Origin of the sequence: Streptococcus oralis, from assembly GCF_003943385.1 — a bacterium.
Taxonomy (GTDB): Bacteria; Bacillota; Bacilli; order Lactobacillales; family Streptococcaceae; genus Streptococcus; species Streptococcus oralis_CA.
Genome location: NZ_RJPI01000001.1, coordinates 144,647 through 162,140, shown reverse-complemented (window position 1 = coordinate 162,140; position 17,494 = coordinate 144,647). Strand labels below are relative to the sequence as shown.

The 17,494-nt window shown below is 43.2% G+C and carries 16 protein-coding genes and 1 riboswitch; of the genes, 12 read left to right on the top strand and 4 right to left on the bottom strand.

Annotation, left to right across the window (positions count from 1 at the left end; genetic code table 11):
* Positions 1 to 45 precede the first annotated feature (45 nt).
* From D8803_RS00900 to D8803_RS00885, 4 genes are all read right to left on the bottom strand, one after another.
* Complete coding sequence (locus D8803_RS00900; protein WP_131199969.1) at positions 46 to 1,080, bottom strand: S66 peptidase family protein; 1,035 nt, start codon at positions 1,078 to 1,080, stop codon at positions 46 to 48.
* A 320-nt stretch (positions 1,081 to 1,400) separates the two neighbouring features.
* Positions 1,401 to 1,748 carry a TfoX/Sxy family protein gene (locus D8803_RS00895; RefSeq protein WP_131199968.1) on the bottom strand — a complete coding sequence of 116 codons (348 nt, stop codon included), beginning with the start codon at positions 1,746 to 1,748 and terminating at the stop codon, positions 1,401 to 1,403.
* A gap of 15 nt (positions 1,749 to 1,763) precedes the next feature.
* On the bottom strand, positions 1,764 to 2,441 hold the full coding sequence (locus D8803_RS00890; RefSeq protein WP_131199967.1) for a DUF1129 domain-containing protein: 678 nt from the start codon (positions 2,439 to 2,441) through the stop codon (positions 1,764 to 1,766).
* 11 nt (positions 2,442 to 2,452) lie between these two features.
* On the bottom strand, positions 2,453 to 3,397 hold the full coding sequence (locus tag D8803_RS00885; protein ID WP_084974527.1) for a magnesium transporter CorA family protein: 945 nt from the start codon (positions 3,395 to 3,397) through the stop codon (positions 2,453 to 2,455).
* 136 nt (positions 3,398 to 3,533) lie between these two features.
* On the opposite strand from D8803_RS00885, the gene uvrA reads away from it, so the two are divergent.
* From uvrA to D8803_RS00820, 12 genes are all read left to right on the top strand, one after another.
* A complete protein-coding gene (gene uvrA, locus D8803_RS00880) occupies positions 3,534 to 6,365 on the top strand; it encodes an excinuclease ABC subunit UvrA (protein WP_131199966.1) in 2,832 nt (943 codons plus the stop codon).
* Positions 6,358 to 7,419, top strand: coding sequence for a M24 family metallopeptidase (locus tag D8803_RS00875; protein WP_131199965.1), 1,062 nt, complete (start codon positions 6,358 to 6,360; stop codon positions 7,417 to 7,419). The genes uvrA and D8803_RS00875 overlap by 8 nt, the downstream gene beginning before the upstream one ends.
* A gap of 53 nt (positions 7,420 to 7,472) precedes the next feature.
* A riboswitch (M-box (ykoK) riboswitch) is annotated at positions 7,473 to 7,624 on the top strand.
* A gap of 195 nt (positions 7,625 to 7,819) precedes the next feature.
* Positions 7,820 to 10,480, top strand: coding sequence for a magnesium-translocating P-type ATPase (gene mgtA, locus D8803_RS00870; RefSeq protein ID WP_131199964.1), 2,661 nt, complete (start codon positions 7,820 to 7,822; stop codon positions 10,478 to 10,480).
* Positions 10,481 to 10,614: 134 nt separating this feature from the next.
* Positions 10,615 to 11,013, top strand: coding sequence for a transcriptional regulator Spx (gene spx, locus D8803_RS00860; protein WP_000591165.1), 399 nt, complete (start codon positions 10,615 to 10,617; stop codon positions 11,011 to 11,013).
* A gap of 63 nt (positions 11,014 to 11,076) precedes the next feature.
* Positions 11,077 to 11,646, top strand: coding sequence for an SP0191 family lipoprotein (locus tag D8803_RS00855; RefSeq protein ID WP_131199963.1), 570 nt, complete (start codon positions 11,077 to 11,079; stop codon positions 11,644 to 11,646).
* 87 nt (positions 11,647 to 11,733) lie between these two features.
* Entirely contained in the window at positions 11,734 to 12,000 is a 267-nt protein-coding gene (locus D8803_RS00850; protein ID WP_000507060.1) for an IreB family regulatory phosphoprotein, read from the top strand.
* Between the two features lie 3 nt (positions 12,001 to 12,003).
* Entirely contained in the window at positions 12,004 to 12,423 is a 420-nt protein-coding gene (gene ruvX / locus D8803_RS00845; RefSeq protein ID WP_002876031.1) for a Holliday junction resolvase RuvX, read from the top strand.
* A gap of 15 nt (positions 12,424 to 12,438) precedes the next feature.
* Positions 12,439 to 12,744 (top strand): DUF1292 domain-containing protein, encoded by a 306-nt coding sequence (locus tag D8803_RS00840; protein ID WP_000017624.1) that lies wholly within the window; start codon positions 12,439 to 12,441, stop codon positions 12,742 to 12,744.
* 258 nt (positions 12,745 to 13,002) lie between these two features.
* Positions 13,003 to 14,253: a bifunctional folylpolyglutamate synthase/dihydrofolate synthase gene (locus tag D8803_RS00835; RefSeq protein ID WP_131199962.1), complete on the top strand. Its 1,251-nt coding sequence runs from the start codon at positions 13,003 to 13,005 to the stop codon at positions 14,251 to 14,253.
* 90 nt (positions 14,254 to 14,343) lie between these two features.
* Positions 14,344 to 14,799 carry an SP_0198 family lipoprotein gene (locus D8803_RS00830; RefSeq protein ID WP_131199961.1) on the top strand — a complete coding sequence of 152 codons (456 nt, stop codon included), beginning with the start codon at positions 14,344 to 14,346 and terminating at the stop codon, positions 14,797 to 14,799.
* 185 nt (positions 14,800 to 14,984) lie between these two features.
* Positions 14,985 to 16,136, top strand: a complete 1,152-nt coding sequence (locus tag D8803_RS00825; protein WP_131199960.1) for an iron-containing alcohol dehydrogenase — start codon at positions 14,985 to 14,987, stop codon at positions 16,134 to 16,136.
* An 86-nt stretch (positions 16,137 to 16,222) separates the two neighbouring features.
* A complete protein-coding gene (locus D8803_RS00820; protein ID WP_131199959.1) occupies positions 16,223 to 17,491 on the top strand; it encodes a glycosyltransferase in 1,269 nt (422 codons plus the stop codon).
* Positions 17,492 to 17,494 lie beyond the last annotated feature (3 nt).

Below are 17,494 nucleotides of genomic sequence, written 5' to 3'. Positions count from 1 at the left end.
ATTGTAACGAAAATCAATACCAAAGCACAAAAATGGAGAAATTGTTTATTTTTTGTTATAGTCAAAGCGAATGACTTGCTCCTGTGCATCCACATAAGCGTGAACGCCAAAGGGAACAATGGCTCTTGGAGTTGCGTGGCCGACATTCAGATTATAGACAATCGGGATATTGTTATCAATGATATCCAATAGTGCCTCTTTATAGTCGTCATAGAAAGTTTCATCCATAGGTTTTCCGACCAAGAGTCCACTGATGACCTCAAATATTCCAGTTTTTTTCAAAGCTAGCAACATTTTTTTGAAATCATCAGGTTCAGGCTTTTCTTGACTTGTTTCTAGCAATAGAATCTTTCCTTCCCAGTCTGACAAGTCAGGGAAAAGTGTATACTTTTGGCAGAGGTCTGTGCTATCTGCGTGTAGAGAGTTGTCAAAAATATCGTAGAGGGATTCGAGACACCCACCGAGGATTTCCCCCTCGAACTGGGCATTTCCTTGCAACAAGTCAAAACCAGTATTTGCATGGCTGATACGAGCTGTTCCCAGGGCCTTGGGACTAAAGTCAGTCCGTTCCTCATACCAAACGTCGCTAGGGCGGATTTCTGAGATTCTTCCCGTCTCGATCAGTTCTTTAAAGTAGTGGAGACTATAGGGCAACATTTCCTTGTCCAATTCACAAATGTCTGCTAGAAAGGATTGGCCATAAAAAGTCTTGACCCCTAGTTTGTGCAACATAAGGTGGTTCATAGTGGTATCCGAGAAGCCAAGAAACATCTTTGGCTTGATAACCTTTTGAAGCTGGTCGTTTTCAAAAAGATAAGGTAGTAAACGATAGGTATCATCCCCACCGATGGCGCAGAGGATCATGTCGATGCTATCGTCCGAAAAGGCCTGCATCAAATCTTCTGCACGTGCCTCAGGATGGTCCTTGATAAAGTCTAACCCTTTTAGCGAATGGGGTAAAAAGACAGGATTGAGTCCTAGATCCCTGAGACGTTGGATACCCAAATCGACTTCGTGTTTGACAAAATTCTCTCCGATAACACCGCTAGACAAACTAACAATACCAATAGTAGAAACCATATCTCATCCTCCTAGAAATAGATTGATACTCTTCGAAAATCTCTTCAAACCACGTCAGCTTTGCCTTGCCGTATATATGTTACTGACCTCGTCAGTTCTATCTACAACCTCAAAGCAGTGCTTTGAGCAACCTGCGGCTAGCTTCCTAGTTTGCTCTTTGATTTTCATTGAGTATGAAGCCTATTCTATCACAAAAGATGAGAGAAAACTATAAGAATGAGACTCAGAAGTTCTATTGAATCTCAAGAAAGCAAGTGAAAAAGCAACCACCTGTGCAGTTGCTTTTCGTTTTTCTAATCACTAATCTCACTAGATATGAGTTACTTGGTCAACTCTTGATTATAGGAGAGGGCTAAATCAATCCAGTGAGGAAGTTCTTTTTGACCTTCTATATCTAGGTCTATATAGCCATGATAAGGTCGCCCTCTCATCAATGTAGTATGAGCTCCTGTTCGGGGTAGAACTTGCTTTTCCATTTCTTTGCCAATTCTCACCATAACCAGCTCGTCCTTTCTGGAACTGACTGTAAGGACCATTTTCCCACGAATCATAAAGGCCAGGCCACCAAACAGTTTCTTTTCTTCTAGCTCTTCTTCGAAAATTTGGGGAGGAAGTTTGAGCGCTAGAATTTTTCGAATCTGCTGAGCTAAAGATTGACTATATGCCATAGCTTTGCACTTTTCTTAATAACGTGATGGGCCCGCGCTTGCACTTCGGATGTTGAAACGTTTCTTGAGATAGAAGCGAAGAGCGAGAAGGGCTGCTCCTAAGATAGCCAAAGGCAGTGGAGCAAGGACTGGATTGAGGTTGGCTGGTAGGAAGCTTGTTGCAAAGAAGACAACCAACCAAAGGACCATAGAGGCCAGGATGACGAGGATTGATTTCCAGAATGGAGGGCGTTGACTACGGTCTGTGTCTGGTCCATAGTACTGGTAGACAAAGTAGTACATCAAGTAGAAGGCAAGTCCTCCTACAAGTCCAACCAATAAGAGGGTAATCAACCCATAGCCAATAGCCTGATCTGTAGAGAAGAAGGTAGTTAGGGCGCTAACCAATGCAAAGAGACTGGTGATAAAAAGGGCTGAGTCCATAATCATGAGTTTTGGATCGTCATTTTCCTTAGGGTGCTCTTTTTCATATTGCTCCTTGACAGTGAAGCTATGAGCCCAGTGGGTTGGAGCGCCATAGAGGGAACGAGCTGTCGTTCCTTTGGTTTGTTCTTCAAGGATTTTAGGAATAACTTCCTCAAAGACAGCCTTGATTTCAGCGTCTGTTTTGCCATCTTTGAGAAATTGTTGGGTAGCGATGTGGATAAACTCTTGGTTTTTCTTGGTTAGTTTTTGTAAATCAATCTGAGACATAGGGATTCCTCTTAGAACCATTTTTTATGGATGAGATAGAGAGTGAGCGAAACACTCATAGCAAAGGCGATAAAGACGATTAACCAGAAGGCGTGAGGCTCGCCGTTTAGAGGGATTTCATTATCCTTGAAGTTCATCCCGTAGGCTGAGAAGATCATGGTTGGGACAGACATGACGATGGTCACGAGAGCCAGAGTTTTCATGATGTTGTTCTGGTTGTTGGAAATGATAGAGGCAAAGGTCTCTGTCATAGAGTGAAGGACATTTCCATAGATATCTGCCATCTCGATGGCCTGTTGGGTTTCAATCAGGGTATCTTCGAGCAGGTCTTGGTCCTCTAGGTATTTCTTGATATTGCTAGTTGCGCTGGTCAATTTCTTAATCACGCGCTCATTTGTCTTAAGTGAGGCCTTGAAATAGACGATGGTCTTTTCCAATTCCATGAGCTCGATCAACTCTTCGTTTCGAGTAGACTTGTGAAGTTGACTTTCGATTTGTTCACTCTTACGGTCGATCGAACGAAGGGCCGTCAGGTAAAGCTCAGCGTTGCGGTAGAGAATCTGGAAGATAAAGCGCGAACGCATGAAGGTGTAAAAGTTACGCAGTCTACGGTTGATAAAGACATCGAGAACGGGGAGAGGTTCCAAGCAGGTAGTGATAATAGTCTCCTCGGTGATAATAATCCCCAGCGGAATCGTAACGTAGTAGGTGCGATTGTTTCTTTCCTCTGTGATGGGAACGTCCACGATGATCAAAGTATACTCATCTTCGATAGTAATACGGGACATTTCTTCCGCATCGAGTGGTGCTCGAAGGTCGGTGATGTCGATATCGAAGGCGTTGGCGATTTCCAACGATTCATTTTGTGTAGGATTGACGAGGTTGATCCAAGTACCCGGTTCAAGCGTGTCGATCTCTTTAAATTCAGTTGTTGTTGAGAGAAAAACTTGTTTCATATCCCCTGTCCTTTCCTACTATTCAGTGTTTGGTTTTTTGCACCGTACTATTATACTATAAAAACAGCTTTTTGGGTAATAGAATTTCACATTTTTTGGTATAATGGAAAGCAATAATGGACTAGAAAGAACAAAGATGCAAGATAAAATTGTCATTCATGGGGCACGTGCCCATAATTTAAAAAATATTGATGTGGAGATTCCGCGAGACAAGCTGGTTGTCGTGACTGGTTTGTCAGGTTCGGGGAAATCCAGCCTGGCCTTTGATACCCTCTATGCGGAGGGCCAACGTCGCTATGTAGAGAGTTTGTCAGCCTACGCTCGTCAGTTTTTGGGCAACATGGAAAAACCAGACGTGGATGCTATTGATGGTCTCAGCCCAGCCATTTCCATCGACCAGAAAACCACCAGTAAAAACCCTCGTTCGACCGTGGGAACGACGACTGAAATCAATGACTATCTGCGTCTCCTCTACGCACGTGTGGGGACGCCTTACTGTATCAACGGGCATGGGGCCATCAAGGCCTCTTCTGTAGAGCAAATCGTGGATAAGGTCTTGGAATTGCCAGAACGTCAACGTCTGCAAATTTTAGCTCCTGTTATTCGCAAGAAAAAAGGGCAACACAAGAGTGTCATTGAAAAGGTTCAGAAAGATGGTTATGTCCGCGTCCGTGTGGATGGGGAGGTCTATGATGTGACTGAAGTTCCAGAGTTGTCCAAGAGCAAACAACACAATATTGATGTTGTGGTCGACCGTATTGTCATCAAGGAGGGCATTCGTAGCCGTCTCTTTGACTCAATCGAGGCTGCCCTTCGTATCGCAGAAGGCTATGTGATTATCGATACTATGGACGATTCTGAGTTGCTCTTTTCTGAGCACTATGCCTGCCCAGTTTGTGGCTTTACTGTTCCAGAGTTAGAACCTCGTCTCTTCTCCTTCAATGCCCCGTTTGGTTCGTGTAGTGAGTGTGATGGTTTGGGCATCAAGCTGGAGGTGGATGTTGATTTGGTAGTGCCAGACGCCAGCAAAACCTTGCGTGAGGGAGCCTTGGCACCTTGGAATCCTATCTCATCCAACTACTATCCAAATATGCTGGAACAAGCCATGACAGCCTTTGGAGTGGATATGGATAAGACATTTGAAGACTTGTCAGAAGAAGATAAAAACTTGATTCTCTATGGCTCAGATGGCAAGGAATTCCATTTCCACTATGAGAATGAATTTGGCGGTGTGCGCGATATTGACATTCCTTTTGAGGGGGTTGTCAATAATATCAAGCGTCGTTACCATGAGACTAACAGTGATTACACACGCACCCAAATGCGTCTCTACATGAATGAGCTAACCTGCGGAACTTGTCACGGCTATCGTCTCAATGACCAGGCCTTGTCTGTCCGAGTGGGTGGGGAGCAAGGACCACATATCGGAGAAATTTCGGACCTGTCTATCGCAGACCACTTGGAGTTGGTGAGCCAGCTGACCCTGTCTGAAAATGAAGCCATTATTGCTCGTCCTATCCTCAAGGAAATCAAGGATCGCTTGACCTTCCTTAATAACGTAGGCCTTAACTATTTGACGCTGTCGCGTTCGGCAGGAACCCTTTCAGGTGGGGAGAGTCAGCGTATTCGTTTGGCAACCCAGATTGGGTCCAACTTATCAGGTGTCCTTTATATCCTGGATGAGCCGTCGATTGGTCTTCACCAGAGGGATAATGACCGCCTGATTGCCAGTCTGAAAAAGATGCGTGACTTGGGAAATACTCTCATCGTGGTAGAACACGACGAAGATACCATGCGCGAGGCGGATTATCTGATTGATGTCGGCCCTGGTGCTGGTGTTTTTGGTGGAGAGATTGTGGCCGCAGGAACGCCCAAGCAGGTGGCTCGCAACAGTAAGTCTATCACAGGTCAGTATTTATCAGGAAAACGAGCGATTCCAGTGCCAGAAGAGCGCCGTTCCGGAAATGGTCGTTTTATCGAGGTGACGGGAGCGCGTGAGAACAACTTGCAAAATATCACGGCTCGTTTCCCATTAGGAAAATTCATTGCGGTGACAGGTGTGTCAGGTTCAGGGAAATCGACCTTAATCAACAGCATCCTCAAAAAAGCTATTGCCCAGAAGCTCAATCGCAATTCAGACAAGCCTGGTAAGTTTAAAACTATCACAGGGATTGAGCATGTAGACCGCTTGATTGACATTGATCAGAGCCCGATCGGACGGACGCCAAGGTCTAACCCTGCTACCTATACGGGAGTTTTTGACGATATACGTGACCTCTTTGCCCAGACAAACGAGGCCAAGATTCGAGGCTACAAGAAGGGCCGTTTCAGTTTCAACGTCAAGGGTGGTCGTTGCGAAGCCTGCTCAGGTGACGGGATTATCAAGATCGAGATGCACTTCTTGCCAGATGTTTACGTGGCTTGTGAGGTCTGCCACGGGACCCGCTACAATAGTGAAACCCTTGAAGTCCATTACAAGGAAAAAAATATCTCGCAGGTCTTGGACATGACTGTCAACGATGCGGTGGAATTCTTCCAACACATTCCCAAGATTCAGCGCAAACTTCAGACCATCAAGGATGTGGGGCTAGGCTATGTAACGCTAGGGCAACCGGCTACCACCCTTTCTGGAGGAGAAGCTCAGCGTATGAAGTTGGCTAGTGAACTCCACAAACGCTCGACAGGAAAATCTTTCTATATTCTGGATGAGCCAACGACAGGGCTTCATACAGAGGACATCGCTCGCTTGCTCAAGGTCTTGGCTCGCTTTGTCGACGATGGAAATACAGTCCTCGTCATCGAGCACAATCTGGATGTCATCAAGACGGCAGACCATATTATTGATTTGGGACCTGAGGGCGGTGTCGGTGGTGGAACCATCATCGCAACAGGAACACCAGAAGAAGTAGCGGCCAACGAAGCCAGCTACACAGGACACTATTTGAAAGGAAAGTTACATCATGAATAAACGTGTACAAGCATTTTTAGCTAAAATGCAAGAAAAAGAACTAGATGGTATCATCATCAACAACCTTAAAAATGTTTACTACTTGACTGGCTTTTGGGGTTCGAACGGAACAGTTTTTATCAGCCGTGACCGTCAGGTCTTGGTGACAGACTCTCGCTATATCATTGCGGCCAAGCAAGAAGTGACAGGTTTTGAGATTGTGGCTGATCGTGATGAATTGACTGTTATTGCAGGCATCGTTAAGGATATGGGTTTGTCTCGCATCGGTTTTGAGGACGAGATTTCGGTCTCTTATTACCACCGTATGCAGGCAGCTTTTGCAGGTTTGGATTTACTTCCGCAGACTCAGTTTGTTGAAGCGCTTCGTATAATTAAGGATGAGAAAGAGATTGCGACTATTCGCAAGGCATGTTCTATCTCAGACCAAGCTTTTCGCGATGCACTTGACTTTATCAAACCTGGAAAAACTGAGATCGAAATTGCCAACTTCCTTGACTTCCGTATGCGGGAGCTAGGAGCATCTGGCTTGTCTTTTGATACCATTTTAGCAAGTGGTATCAACTCTTCAAAACCCCATGCTCATCCGATGCACAAACCAGTTGAAGTTGGAGAAGCCATTACCATGGACTTCGGCTGCCTCTACGACCACTACGTCAGCGATATGACACGTACCATTTATCTCGGTCATGTCAGTGACGAACAGGCAGAGATTTACAATACGGTTCTAAAAGCCAACCAAGCCCTGATTGACCAGGCTAAGGCAGGATTAGGTTTCCGTGACTTTGACAAAATCCCTCGCGATATTATCATCGAGGCAGGCTATGGCGACTACTTTACCCACGGTATCGGTCACGGTATCGGACTGGATATCCATGAGGAACCCTACTTTAGCCAAACTTCCAAAGAAGTCATTAAATCTGGTATGGTCTTGACTGATGAACCAGGTATTTATATTGAAGGTAAATACGGGGTTCGTATTGAAGATGATATCTTGATTACGGAGACAGGTTGCGAATTGTTGACTCTAGCTCCAAAAGAATTGATTGTTATCTAAAAAATGAGATAAATCGTTGACTTTTATATTTTAAAGGTTTATACTTATAGACGAAAACGGTAGGTGAGGCTACCATAGGGATACGGATGACTACCGCAAAGCAGTGGAGACACTACTCGTTGGTCAACAGTCCTGGTCGCGAAGGCCAAGACTAAGCTCATTTCATTGCCCTATGGAGTTAAAGCTTGAACGAAAAAACAGATAATTAGTTTTTTAATCCTGCCATTTTATGGTGGGATTTTCTACTGTTTTAGAACAAGGAAAGGAGACAGACGATGCAAATTGACGATCATCCAGAACCGCACATACACAGCCAATCGCTGATTTGTGTCGTTCTGCCCTTATAAAGTGATTGGTCTCTGTGTATGAAACACATCATTCATACAGATAGGAGAAACCAATGAAAACTACAAAAGAAAGATTAGCAGCAGCTATTCATACACCTTTAAACGAAACTCTATCTTTTTACAAGACAAGTCTAACAGGCTTGACTGAGGAGCAGGTGGAAAAAAATCGTGACCTATATGGCGAAAACACCATCACCAAGGGTCAAGAAGACAGTATCCTCAAAAAAATTTACGAATCTATTATCAATCCATTTACAATCATCCTGCTGGTCATCGCTATGATCTCCATGGTGACCAATGTCTGGTTGGCGAAGCCTGGGCAAGAAGATCCGACGACCTCTATCATTATCGTCGTTCTCGTTCTAATCTCTGGTGGCATACGCTTTGTCCAAGAATTGCGAAGTGACAAGGCTGCGACCAATCTATCAAAAATGATTGTGAATACAGCTACGGTGATTCGCGAAGGCCAGAGTTTAGAGGTCGCGATTGAGGATTTGGTCGTTGGAGATATGGTCAAGTTGAGTGCTGGGGATATGATTCCAGCAGACCTCATTTTAACTGAATCACGTGATTTCTTTGTTCAACAGTCTGGTTTGACAGGTGAAAGTGACTCGGTTGAAAAACTGGCCTTATCAAAAATGAGTCAGTCAAACTTTGATAGTCTACTAGAAGCAGAAGCGCTCGCTTTTATGGGAACCAATGTGATATCAGGAAGCGCCAAGGCTTTGATTCTAGCGGTCGGTGATGACACCATGATGGGAGAAATCGAGCAGACTCTCAATACCTATGACGAACCGACCTCTTTTGAACGGGAGATGAACAGCATCTCTTGGCTCTTGATCCGTTTGATGTTAGTCATGGTTCCCATCGTCTTTCTCTCCAATGGCTTGACAGATGGAGACTGGCTGGAAGCAGGTGTGTTTGCACTGAGTGTTGGTGTTGGGTTGACACCTGAGATGCTTCCTATGATCATCACGGCCAGTCTAGCAAAAGGCTCCATTATCATGGCCAAGGAAAAAGTCGTCATCAAAAAACTCAATGCCATACAAGATCTAGGTGCTATTGATATCCTATGCACGGATAAAACGGGAACCCTTACCCAAGACGAAATCGTCCTTGAATATCCTTTGGATATACATGGAGATTTGGATTTGTCTGTGTTGAGACGTGCCTATCTCAATTCCTATTTTCAAACGGGATTGAAAAATTTAATGGACCGTGCCATTATCAGTAGAACTGAAAAAGAAGCTAAAGAACACGCTATTTTACAAAATTTGGATACTAGCTTCCAAAAAATAGATGAATTGCCATTTGATTTTGAACGCAGACGGATGAGTGTCATCGTCAAGGATGAGAATGAAGTTGTTAGTTTGGTAACCAAGGGTGCCCTAGAGGAAATGCTTGCGATTTCAACCCATGTGGAATATCAAGGTCAGATTAGCCCTCTGACGGATGATATCCGAGTGGAAATCTTAAAAGAAGTGGACCAACTCAATCAACAGGGATTGCGAGTCTTGGGAGTCGCTTATAAAACAGGTCTAGAAGAAGGTTTTGCTTACTCCGTTGAAGATGAAAAAGAGATGATTCTAACAGGATATCTTGCCTTTCTAGATCCACCAAAACCATCAGCAGCGCCTGCTATCCAAGCTTTGTTAGAACACGGTGTTCAAACAAAGATCTTGACGGGAGACAATGAGAAGGTAACCCAAGCAGTTTGCGAAAAAGTTGGTCTAGACGTTGATCAAATCTTGTTGGGTTCTGATATTGATGCTATGGCGGACGAAGAGTTAGCACAAGCAGTTGAGAAGGTGACGGTCTTTGCCAAACTCTCTCCGGATCAAAAAGCACGAATCATTTTACAAATCAAATCGAATGGACATTGTGTCGGCTATATGGGAGATGGGATCAATGATGCCCCTTCTATGAAAGTGGCAGATGTGGGGATTTCTGTTGATACAGCAGTAGATATTGCCAAAGAAACGGCTGATGTCATTTTGCTAGATAAGGATTTGATGGTGCTTGAAAAAGGGCTGGTTGAAGGGCGCAAAGTCTATGCCAACATGACCAAATACATCAAGATGACGGTCAGCTCTAATTTCGGGAACATTTTCTCTCTTTTAGTGTCTGGTATCTTTTTACCTTTCCTTCCTATGGCTCCGATTCACTTGATTGTGTTAAACCTAGTCTACGACCTTTCTTGTATCGCCTTGCCATTTGATAATGTGGATGAAGACTTTTTGAAGCATCCTCATAAGTGGGAAGCCAAGTCCATTACTCGCTTTATGATTTGGATGGGTCCGATTTCTTCTGCCTTTGATATTTTGACCTTTATCTTGCTCTATTTTGTCATTGTCCCAATGGCGACAGGCCAAGCCTATGTTCACGGAGCAGATTCTGCAACGGCCTTTATCATTTTGTTCCAGACTGGTTGGTTCATTGAATCCATGTGGTCCCAAACCATGGTTATCCATATGCTTCGTTCAGCAAAGCTTCCTTTCTTGCAAAGTCGTCCGTCATGGTTTGTTCTTGGAACAACCTTGCTGGCAGCTAGCTTTGTGACTTTCCTTCCCTACTCTTCAATTGCTAGCCTTCTTCATTTAACCCCTTTGGAACCAATTTATTTCCTCTTTTTGCTTTTGATCATCGTTCTCTATATGATCAGTGTTACAGTAGTGAAACGAATCTATATCAAAAAATTTAAAAGTTGGCTATAAATTGATTTTGTCAAGAAAAAAGTACGAAAATCGCTAAAAAAGTTAAATTTTTTTAAAAATAGGTCGCAAGTCGGATGTTTTTTATGGTATAATAGACTAAACTGATAGTAACATGTAGCGAAAGGGGTAGGCACATGATTAAGATTTATACCGTCTCCAGTTGCACAAGCTGTAAGAAAGCGAAGACTTGGCTCAACGCACACCAGTTAAGTTATAAAGAACAAAACCTTGGTAAAGAAGGAATTACGAGAGAAGAACTACTTGATATTCTGACAAAGACAGATAATGGAATTGCCAGCATTGTATCATCAAAAAACCGCTATGCGAAAGCTTTAGGAGTTGACATCGAAGATTTGAGTGTGAATGAAGTACTCAACTTAATCATGGAAACACCACGGATCTTAAAAAGTCCTATTCTAGTTGACGAGAAGCGTTTGCAGGTCGGTTACAAAGAAGATGATATCCGTGCCTTTTTACCACGCTCTGTCCGTAATGTAGAAAATGCAGAAGCACGTTTGCGTGCAGCTCTATAAACATCGAGGCTGGGGTATCTCCTAGCCTTGTTCATTTTTTATCAAAAAATTATGTGAGGAATTATGAAAAAGATAGTAATTGGCGCAGCTACTCTCCTCCTGCTACTTGCAGGATGTGGCCAAAAGAAGGAAACGACATCCAGTTCAAAAAGTGAATCCGAAACGCTCCAGTCTACTCTGCCCGTTTTGGAAAATGCGGAAAAGAATACGGTTGTGACCAAGACTTTGATTTTCCCTGAGTCAGGAGATGGCGTCAAGCAAACGCAAACCATTACCTATAAAGGGAAACAATTTCTAAAATTGGTTATTCGGCAGATACGGCCCTTAAGTGAGGGATTGAAATCCTTTATCGCTGACCACGGTCTTGAAGAAACTCAAAAAGCTCTTTTAGAAGCGGAAGAAAAGGATGAAATGCTTCAGGAAGCGCGCAAATTGGCAGGTTTTACACTTGAAACCAAACTGCTCAGTGAGACTGAAATCCAGACCACAACGACCTATGATTTACAAGTCTTGGATGTCAAAAAGGCGTCACAGACAGATTATTTGAAAAATCTTGGCTTAGAGACTCTTTTGAAAAATGAACCAAGCCAATATATCGCAGACAGAGTGGCAAATGGTGCGACAGAACAGTAAGAAAATCCAAATAAATGGATTGACTTAATTGTAGAACGTAAGGAAATATGCTATAATAGTACTATTCTAAGGAAAGAGGGTGTTAGAATGGGATTTACTGAAGAAACTGTACGGTTTAAATTGGATGATTCCAATAAAAAAGAGATTAGCGAGACGTTGACAGATGTCTATGCTTCTTTGAATGAAAAGGGTTATAATCCGATAAATCAAATCGTCGGTTATGTATTGAGTGGAGACCCTGCCTACGTTCCTCGTTACAATAATGCACGAAATCAAATTCGTAAGTATGAGCGTGATGAAATTGTTGAAGAATTGGTGCGCTATTACCTTAAAGGACAAGGAGTCGATCTATAATCTATGAGAATTATGGGGTTGGACGTTGGTTCAAAAACGGTAGGCGTGGCCATTAGCGATCCACTAGGCTTCACCGCTCAGGGACTTGAAATCATCCAAATCAATGAGGATCAGGGCCAGTTTGGTTTTGACCGTATCAAGGAATTGGTTGACAGCTATAAGGTGGAGCGCTTTGTAGTGGGTCTGCCCAAAAACATGAACAATACCAGCGGTCCGCGAGTAGAAGCCAGTCAAGCCTATGGTGCCAAGCTAGAAGAACTCTTTGGTTTGCCAGTAGACTATCAGGATGAGCGTTTGACAACGGTCGCTGCGGAGCGTATGTTGATTGAACAAGCAGATATCAGTCGTAACAAACGCAAGAAAGTTATTGATAAGTTGGCTGCTCAGCTAATTTTGCAAAATTATTTAGATAGAAAATTTTAAGACAGAGGAGAAACTATGTCACACGATCACAACCATGATCACGAAGAACGTGAATTGATTACACTAGTAGATGAGCAAGGAAATGAAACCTTGTTTGAAATTCTTTTGACCATCGATGGGAAAGAAGAATTTGGTAAAAACTATGTTCTGCTAGTGCCAGTTAACGCAGAAGAAGATGAAAATGGTGAAGTTGAAATCCAAGCTTACTCATTCATCGAAAATGAAGATGGAACAGAAGGCGAATTACAACCAATCCCAGAAGACTCAGAAGACGAATGGAACATGATTGAAGAGGTCTTTAACAGCTTTATGGAGGAGTGATACAGTCTGGGAGACTGTATCAGCCCTGCTTCTAGAAATAAGAAAAAGCAGGAACGTTCGGGGAACGTTTTTAGCCCAGTTCCTTAAAATAAGAGAGAACTGGTATGTTCAGTGAACGTTTTTACCCCATGTTGAAATTCATAGTAGCTAGTGATTAGCTAACCAGGTAAGAGGTTGGGATTTTAGTCCCGACCTCGCTTTTATTTGTAATCATACTTTGATGTGGTAGTTGATTGGACTTTTGTTAAGGAGACATGTATGTTTGAAGTAGAAGAATGGCTTCATAGTCGGATTGGTTTAAACTTTAGATCTGGTCTTGGACGAATGCAGCGAGCTGTGGATTTGTTGGGGAATCCTGAGAAGACTTATCCCATTATCCACGTAACAGGGACTAACGGTAAAGGGTCAACTATTGCCTTCATGAGGGAGTTATTTGTTGCTCATGGTAAAAAAGTTGGTACTTTTACCTCTCCTCATATCATCAGTATCCATGATCGAATCTGTATCAATGGACAACCAATCGCAGGTGAAGACTTTGTCCGTATAGCTAACCAAGTCAAGGAGATGGAAAAAACTCTTTTGGAAACACATGACCAATTGTCTTTCTTTGAGTTGTTGACCTTGATTGCTTTGCTTTACTTCAAAGAGCAGAGAGTGGATCTAGTCCTGCTAGAAGTGGGGATTGGTGGTCTACTTGACACCACTAATGTCGTAACAGGAGAGATTGCAGTTATAACTTCGATTGGGTTAGATCATCAGGAGACCTTGGGAGATAGTTTGGAAGAAATAGCAGAGCAGAAAGCTGGTATCTTCAAGGTTGGAAAGAAGGCGGTCATTGCCAAGCTTAATGCAGAAGCTGAGCCTGTCTGTCAAAAAAGAGCAAAAGAGTTGGACGTAGACCTTTATCAAGCTGGGCAAGACTTCGCTTTGAAAGCTGGGAATTTCTCAAGTAGCCTAGCAGGTTTTTCACGGCTTGAAATCGGTTTGGAAGGTACCTATCAGCAAGAAAATGCCGCCTTGGCTTTACAAACCTTTCTTCTGTTTATGGCGTCAAGAGGTGAAGGTGTCGAAGAAGGACTTGTCAGACAGGCTTTGAAAGAAACTCGCTGGGCCGGTCGATTGGAACGGATTCGTCCGCATATCTACCTAGACGGGGCTCACAATCTTCCAGCCTTAACTCGTCTGGTCGAGTTTATCCAAGGGAAAATCCAGCAAGGATATCAAGTTCACATTCTTTTTGGGGCTCTTAAACGCAAGGATTATCAAGGGATGTTAGGCTATCTATCTGAGCAGTTGCCTCAGGTGGAACTTAAGGTAACGGGCTTTGACTACCAAGGTTCTTTGGATGAGAAGGATGTGGCGGGTTACGATTTGATTCCTTCCTATGACGATTTTATCAACGAATTTGAAGAAAAGGCCAATGATCAGGACTTGCTTTTCGTGACGGGGTCACTCTACTTTATCTCGGAAGTGCGAGCGAGTTTGTTAGGAAGCGATGGGACTAGTTGACCTTCTAGGCTCAAGTTGTTATACTGGAGGTAGGAGGTACATCTGGAAACTGTTCCAGCAAAACATTGACACAAAAGAAAGGAAATCGCTATGAGAACGAAAACATTCACACTTTCTATTGCTTCCCTAGCAATTCTTAGTCTTTTAGCAGCTTGTGGACCTAAGGCACAAGCCCCTACCCAGCAATCTGCTCGGCAATCATCTACTCAACAAGAATCATCTTCTAGCACTGCTACAAGTGCTAGTCAACCACAGGCATCCTCAAGTCAGGACACTACTGTAGCTCAACCTACGAACATCGATGGTACCTATACTGGAAAAGATGAGAATGACCAAATCACTCTTGTTGTAACAGGTAAAACTGGTACATGGACTGAGGTCGAGCCAGATGGAGATAAGGAAATCAAGCAAGTCACCTTTGAGCCAGAAAATCAACGTGTCATTATCGGAGATGATGTTAAAATTTACGCGGTTAATGGTAATCAAATGATTATTGATGATATGGATCGAGAGGCATCTGACCGAGTGGTATTAACTAAGCAATAATGATTAAGTAGAAGTTCCAATGAGATGAAAGCTATCTTTTTGGAGCTTTTTTGTTTTAAAACGTGACCAGTGGTTCTTTACTGTTTTTTTACTTAGAGCGCTTACAACTATTTGTAAAACTTGTACTAAGGTCGTATACTTAAGGTAAATAATCAAATAGCGCAAAGGCGCAGGAGGAAAAGCATATGGCTACATTTTACGTTCCGGCAGTTAACCTTATTGGTAAAGGTGTTGTAAATGAAGTAGGTCCGTATATCAAGGAACTTGGGTATAAGAAGGCCCTTTTGGTGACAGATAAGTTCATTGAAGGAAGTGATATTTTACCTAAGGTCCTAAAACCATTAGATACTGAAGGGATTGAATATGTGATCTTTAGCGATGTGGAGCCAAATCCGACTTGCAAGAACGTCACAGACGGGGTGGCTACCTTGAAAGAACATGGATGTGATTTCATCATCAGTCTTGGGGGAGGATCCCCACAGGATGCGGCTAGTTGTATCTCTATCATTGCTACAAATGGTGGAAAACCACAGGACTACGAAGGACTTCACAAGTCTGCTAAAAAAGGGTTGCCAGTGGTTGCGATCAATACAACAGCTGGAACTTCAGCAGAAATCACCATTAACTATGTCATTACTGACGAAGAACGCAAGGTCAAGATGGTAATGGTAGATAAGAATAGCCTTGCCCTTATCTCTGTCAATGATCCAGAACTCATGCTTTCAAAACCGAAAGGATTGACAGCAGCGACAGGCATGGATGCTCTTACTCACGCTGTCGAGGCCTTAGTAACACCAGGTGCTTATAATGTGACTAAGAAACTCTCTATCGGAGCCATTGAACTCATCAAGGAGTATCTTCCTCGTGCTGTGGCTAACGGACAAGATATTGAAGCGCGTGAGGCGATGGTCAATGCCATCTTCCTCGGTGGCATGAGCTTTAACAATGCTGGTTTGGGCTATGTTCATTCCATGGCTCACCAACTCGGTGCGGTATATAACTTGCCGCATGGTGTCTGCTGTGCCATGCTTCTCCCAGTTGTAGAACGTGAAAATGCCAAACGTGTACCAGAAGCTTTCCGCAATGTAGCCAAGGCTTTGGGACTTCATGTTGAAGGGAAAACAGACCAAGAATGTGCTACCTATGCTATTGCTGAAATTGAGAAACTGTCTGAAACAGTAGGTATTCCGAAGAAACTCACTGAACTCGGTATCCAAGAAAAAGACTTTGACTTTGACTATCTTTCTAAGAATGCCTTGATTGATGCCTGTGCACCTGGAAATCCATTTATGCCCACTTTAGAAGAAACCATTGCTCTCTACAAAGAACTCTTCTAATTCGTAAAGTGAAAAGAAGCTAAATAATGCTGGAAAGAACTATCATTTTGGTAGTTCTTTTTTTAAAAATTTGCTATTCTAGACATATGAGAAAAATCAAAATCGATGTGGTTGTAGTGCCCTTAAGTGGGCATCTCTTCCCGACCCTGAATCTGCTCGCACCCTTGTTGAAGGATTCCTTGTATGAGATTCGATTATTTACAGGACCGCAACGAAAAGCTGTAGCAGAGGAAATGGGATTTCAGGTGATTCCCATTTTAGAACATTGTGTAGATGAGTTTGAGCGTGTAGCCAACAATGAAGGGCAGTTAAACCTTATTTCTGCTTATCGACAGTTGTCAGCTAGTCTTGATTTGATCAATGTGGTTTCAGATCAATTAGTGCAAGAGTGGCAGGAAAATCGACCTGATATTGTGATTGCGGATTTTATAACCCTCTCTGGAGGACTAGTTGCGGAACAGTTGGGAATCCCTTGGATTACCACTATGGCGACACAATTTGCCATTGAAACGACAGATGGGCCACCTTGTTTCTTTGGAGGATTGGGCAGTCCAAAGACATCTTTCCAATCTGTCCAGCAATGGCTGGGGAGAAAAGTGACTCGTTTAGGGAAACGAATCGTAACCTTTTTATTGAGAGAACGCTTAAAACGTTACGATTTTAAGCTCTACAATCAGAAAGGTCAAGAAACTATCTATTCACCCTATTCCATCTTGGGAATTGGAATGAAAGAGTTGGAGCTGAAAAGTGGTTTTCCAGAGCACTATCTTTGGGTGGGACCTTTTGGCTCTTCGATTGAGAGGGCAGAAAATTACCCTCTCGATTTGTCTCCTTATGCAGGTTATAAGAAGGTCCTTGTCTCCTGTGGCACTCAGCTAGCATGGGCCAAAGACAATCTCCTCTATCAGACACAACAATTGGCAGAAGCACATCCAGATTGTCACTTCTTTGTGACTCTGGGATTTGGCGGACAAGACTTCCAATGTGAGGAGCTCATGGACAATGTTTCTGTGGTCTCCTATCTTCCCTATAAGGAATACATTCCCCAGATGGACTATGTGATTCATCATGGCGGTGCGGGTATTTTTTACCAATGTATTATCTATGGCAAGCCTGCCTTGATTCTCCCTCATGACTATGATCAGTATGACTATGCGGTTCGCGGGCTAGAAACAGGGATTGCCCTGACTGCTAAACGAGAGGATAGAGAAGCGATTGGACGCGCTTTTGATGAGTTGTTGGCCAGAGATGACTGGCCAGACTTGAACAAACTTAGTCGTGCAGCTCAAATCTATCATCCAACAGAGATTCTGAAGAGCGAAATACATCGGCTCTTAGGGGACAAGGAGAAATAAGAC

Coding starts and splice junctions, on each gene's coding strand:
- D8803_RS00900 (WP_131199969.1), bottom strand. CDS start 1,080: ATGGTTTCTACTATTGGTATTGTTAGTTTGTCTAGCGGTGTTATCGGA.
- D8803_RS00895 (WP_131199968.1), bottom strand. CDS start 1,748: ATGGCATATAGTCAATCTTTAGCTCAGCAGATTCGAAAAATTCTAGCG.
- D8803_RS00890 (WP_131199967.1), bottom strand. CDS start 2,441: ATGTCTCAGATTGATTTACAAAAACTAACCAAGAAAAACCAAGAGTTT.
- D8803_RS00885 (WP_084974527.1), bottom strand. CDS start 3,397: ATGAAACAAGTTTTTCTCTCAACAACAACTGAATTTAAAGAGATCGAC.
- uvrA (WP_131199966.1), top strand. CDS start 3,534: ATGCAAGATAAAATTGTCATTCATGGGGCACGTGCCCATAATTTAAAA.
- D8803_RS00875 (WP_131199965.1), top strand. CDS start 6,358: ATGAATAAACGTGTACAAGCATTTTTAGCTAAAATGCAAGAAAAAGAA.
- mgtA (WP_131199964.1), top strand. CDS start 7,820: ATGAAAACTACAAAAGAAAGATTAGCAGCAGCTATTCATACACCTTTA.
- spx (WP_000591165.1), top strand. CDS start 10,615: ATGATTAAGATTTATACCGTCTCCAGTTGCACAAGCTGTAAGAAAGCG.
- D8803_RS00855 (WP_131199963.1), top strand. CDS start 11,077: ATGAAAAAGATAGTAATTGGCGCAGCTACTCTCCTCCTGCTACTTGCA.
- D8803_RS00850 (WP_000507060.1), top strand. CDS start 11,734: ATGGGATTTACTGAAGAAACTGTACGGTTTAAATTGGATGATTCCAAT.
- ruvX (WP_002876031.1), top strand. CDS start 12,004: ATGAGAATTATGGGGTTGGACGTTGGTTCAAAAACGGTAGGCGTGGCC.
- D8803_RS00840 (WP_000017624.1), top strand. CDS start 12,439: ATGTCACACGATCACAACCATGATCACGAAGAACGTGAATTGATTACA.
- D8803_RS00835 (WP_131199962.1), top strand. CDS start 13,003: ATGTTTGAAGTAGAAGAATGGCTTCATAGTCGGATTGGTTTAAACTTT.
- D8803_RS00830 (WP_131199961.1), top strand. CDS start 14,344: ATGAGAACGAAAACATTCACACTTTCTATTGCTTCCCTAGCAATTCTT.
- D8803_RS00825 (WP_131199960.1), top strand. CDS start 14,985: ATGGCTACATTTTACGTTCCGGCAGTTAACCTTATTGGTAAAGGTGTT.
- D8803_RS00820 (WP_131199959.1), top strand. CDS start 16,223: ATGAGAAAAATCAAAATCGATGTGGTTGTAGTGCCCTTAAGTGGGCAT.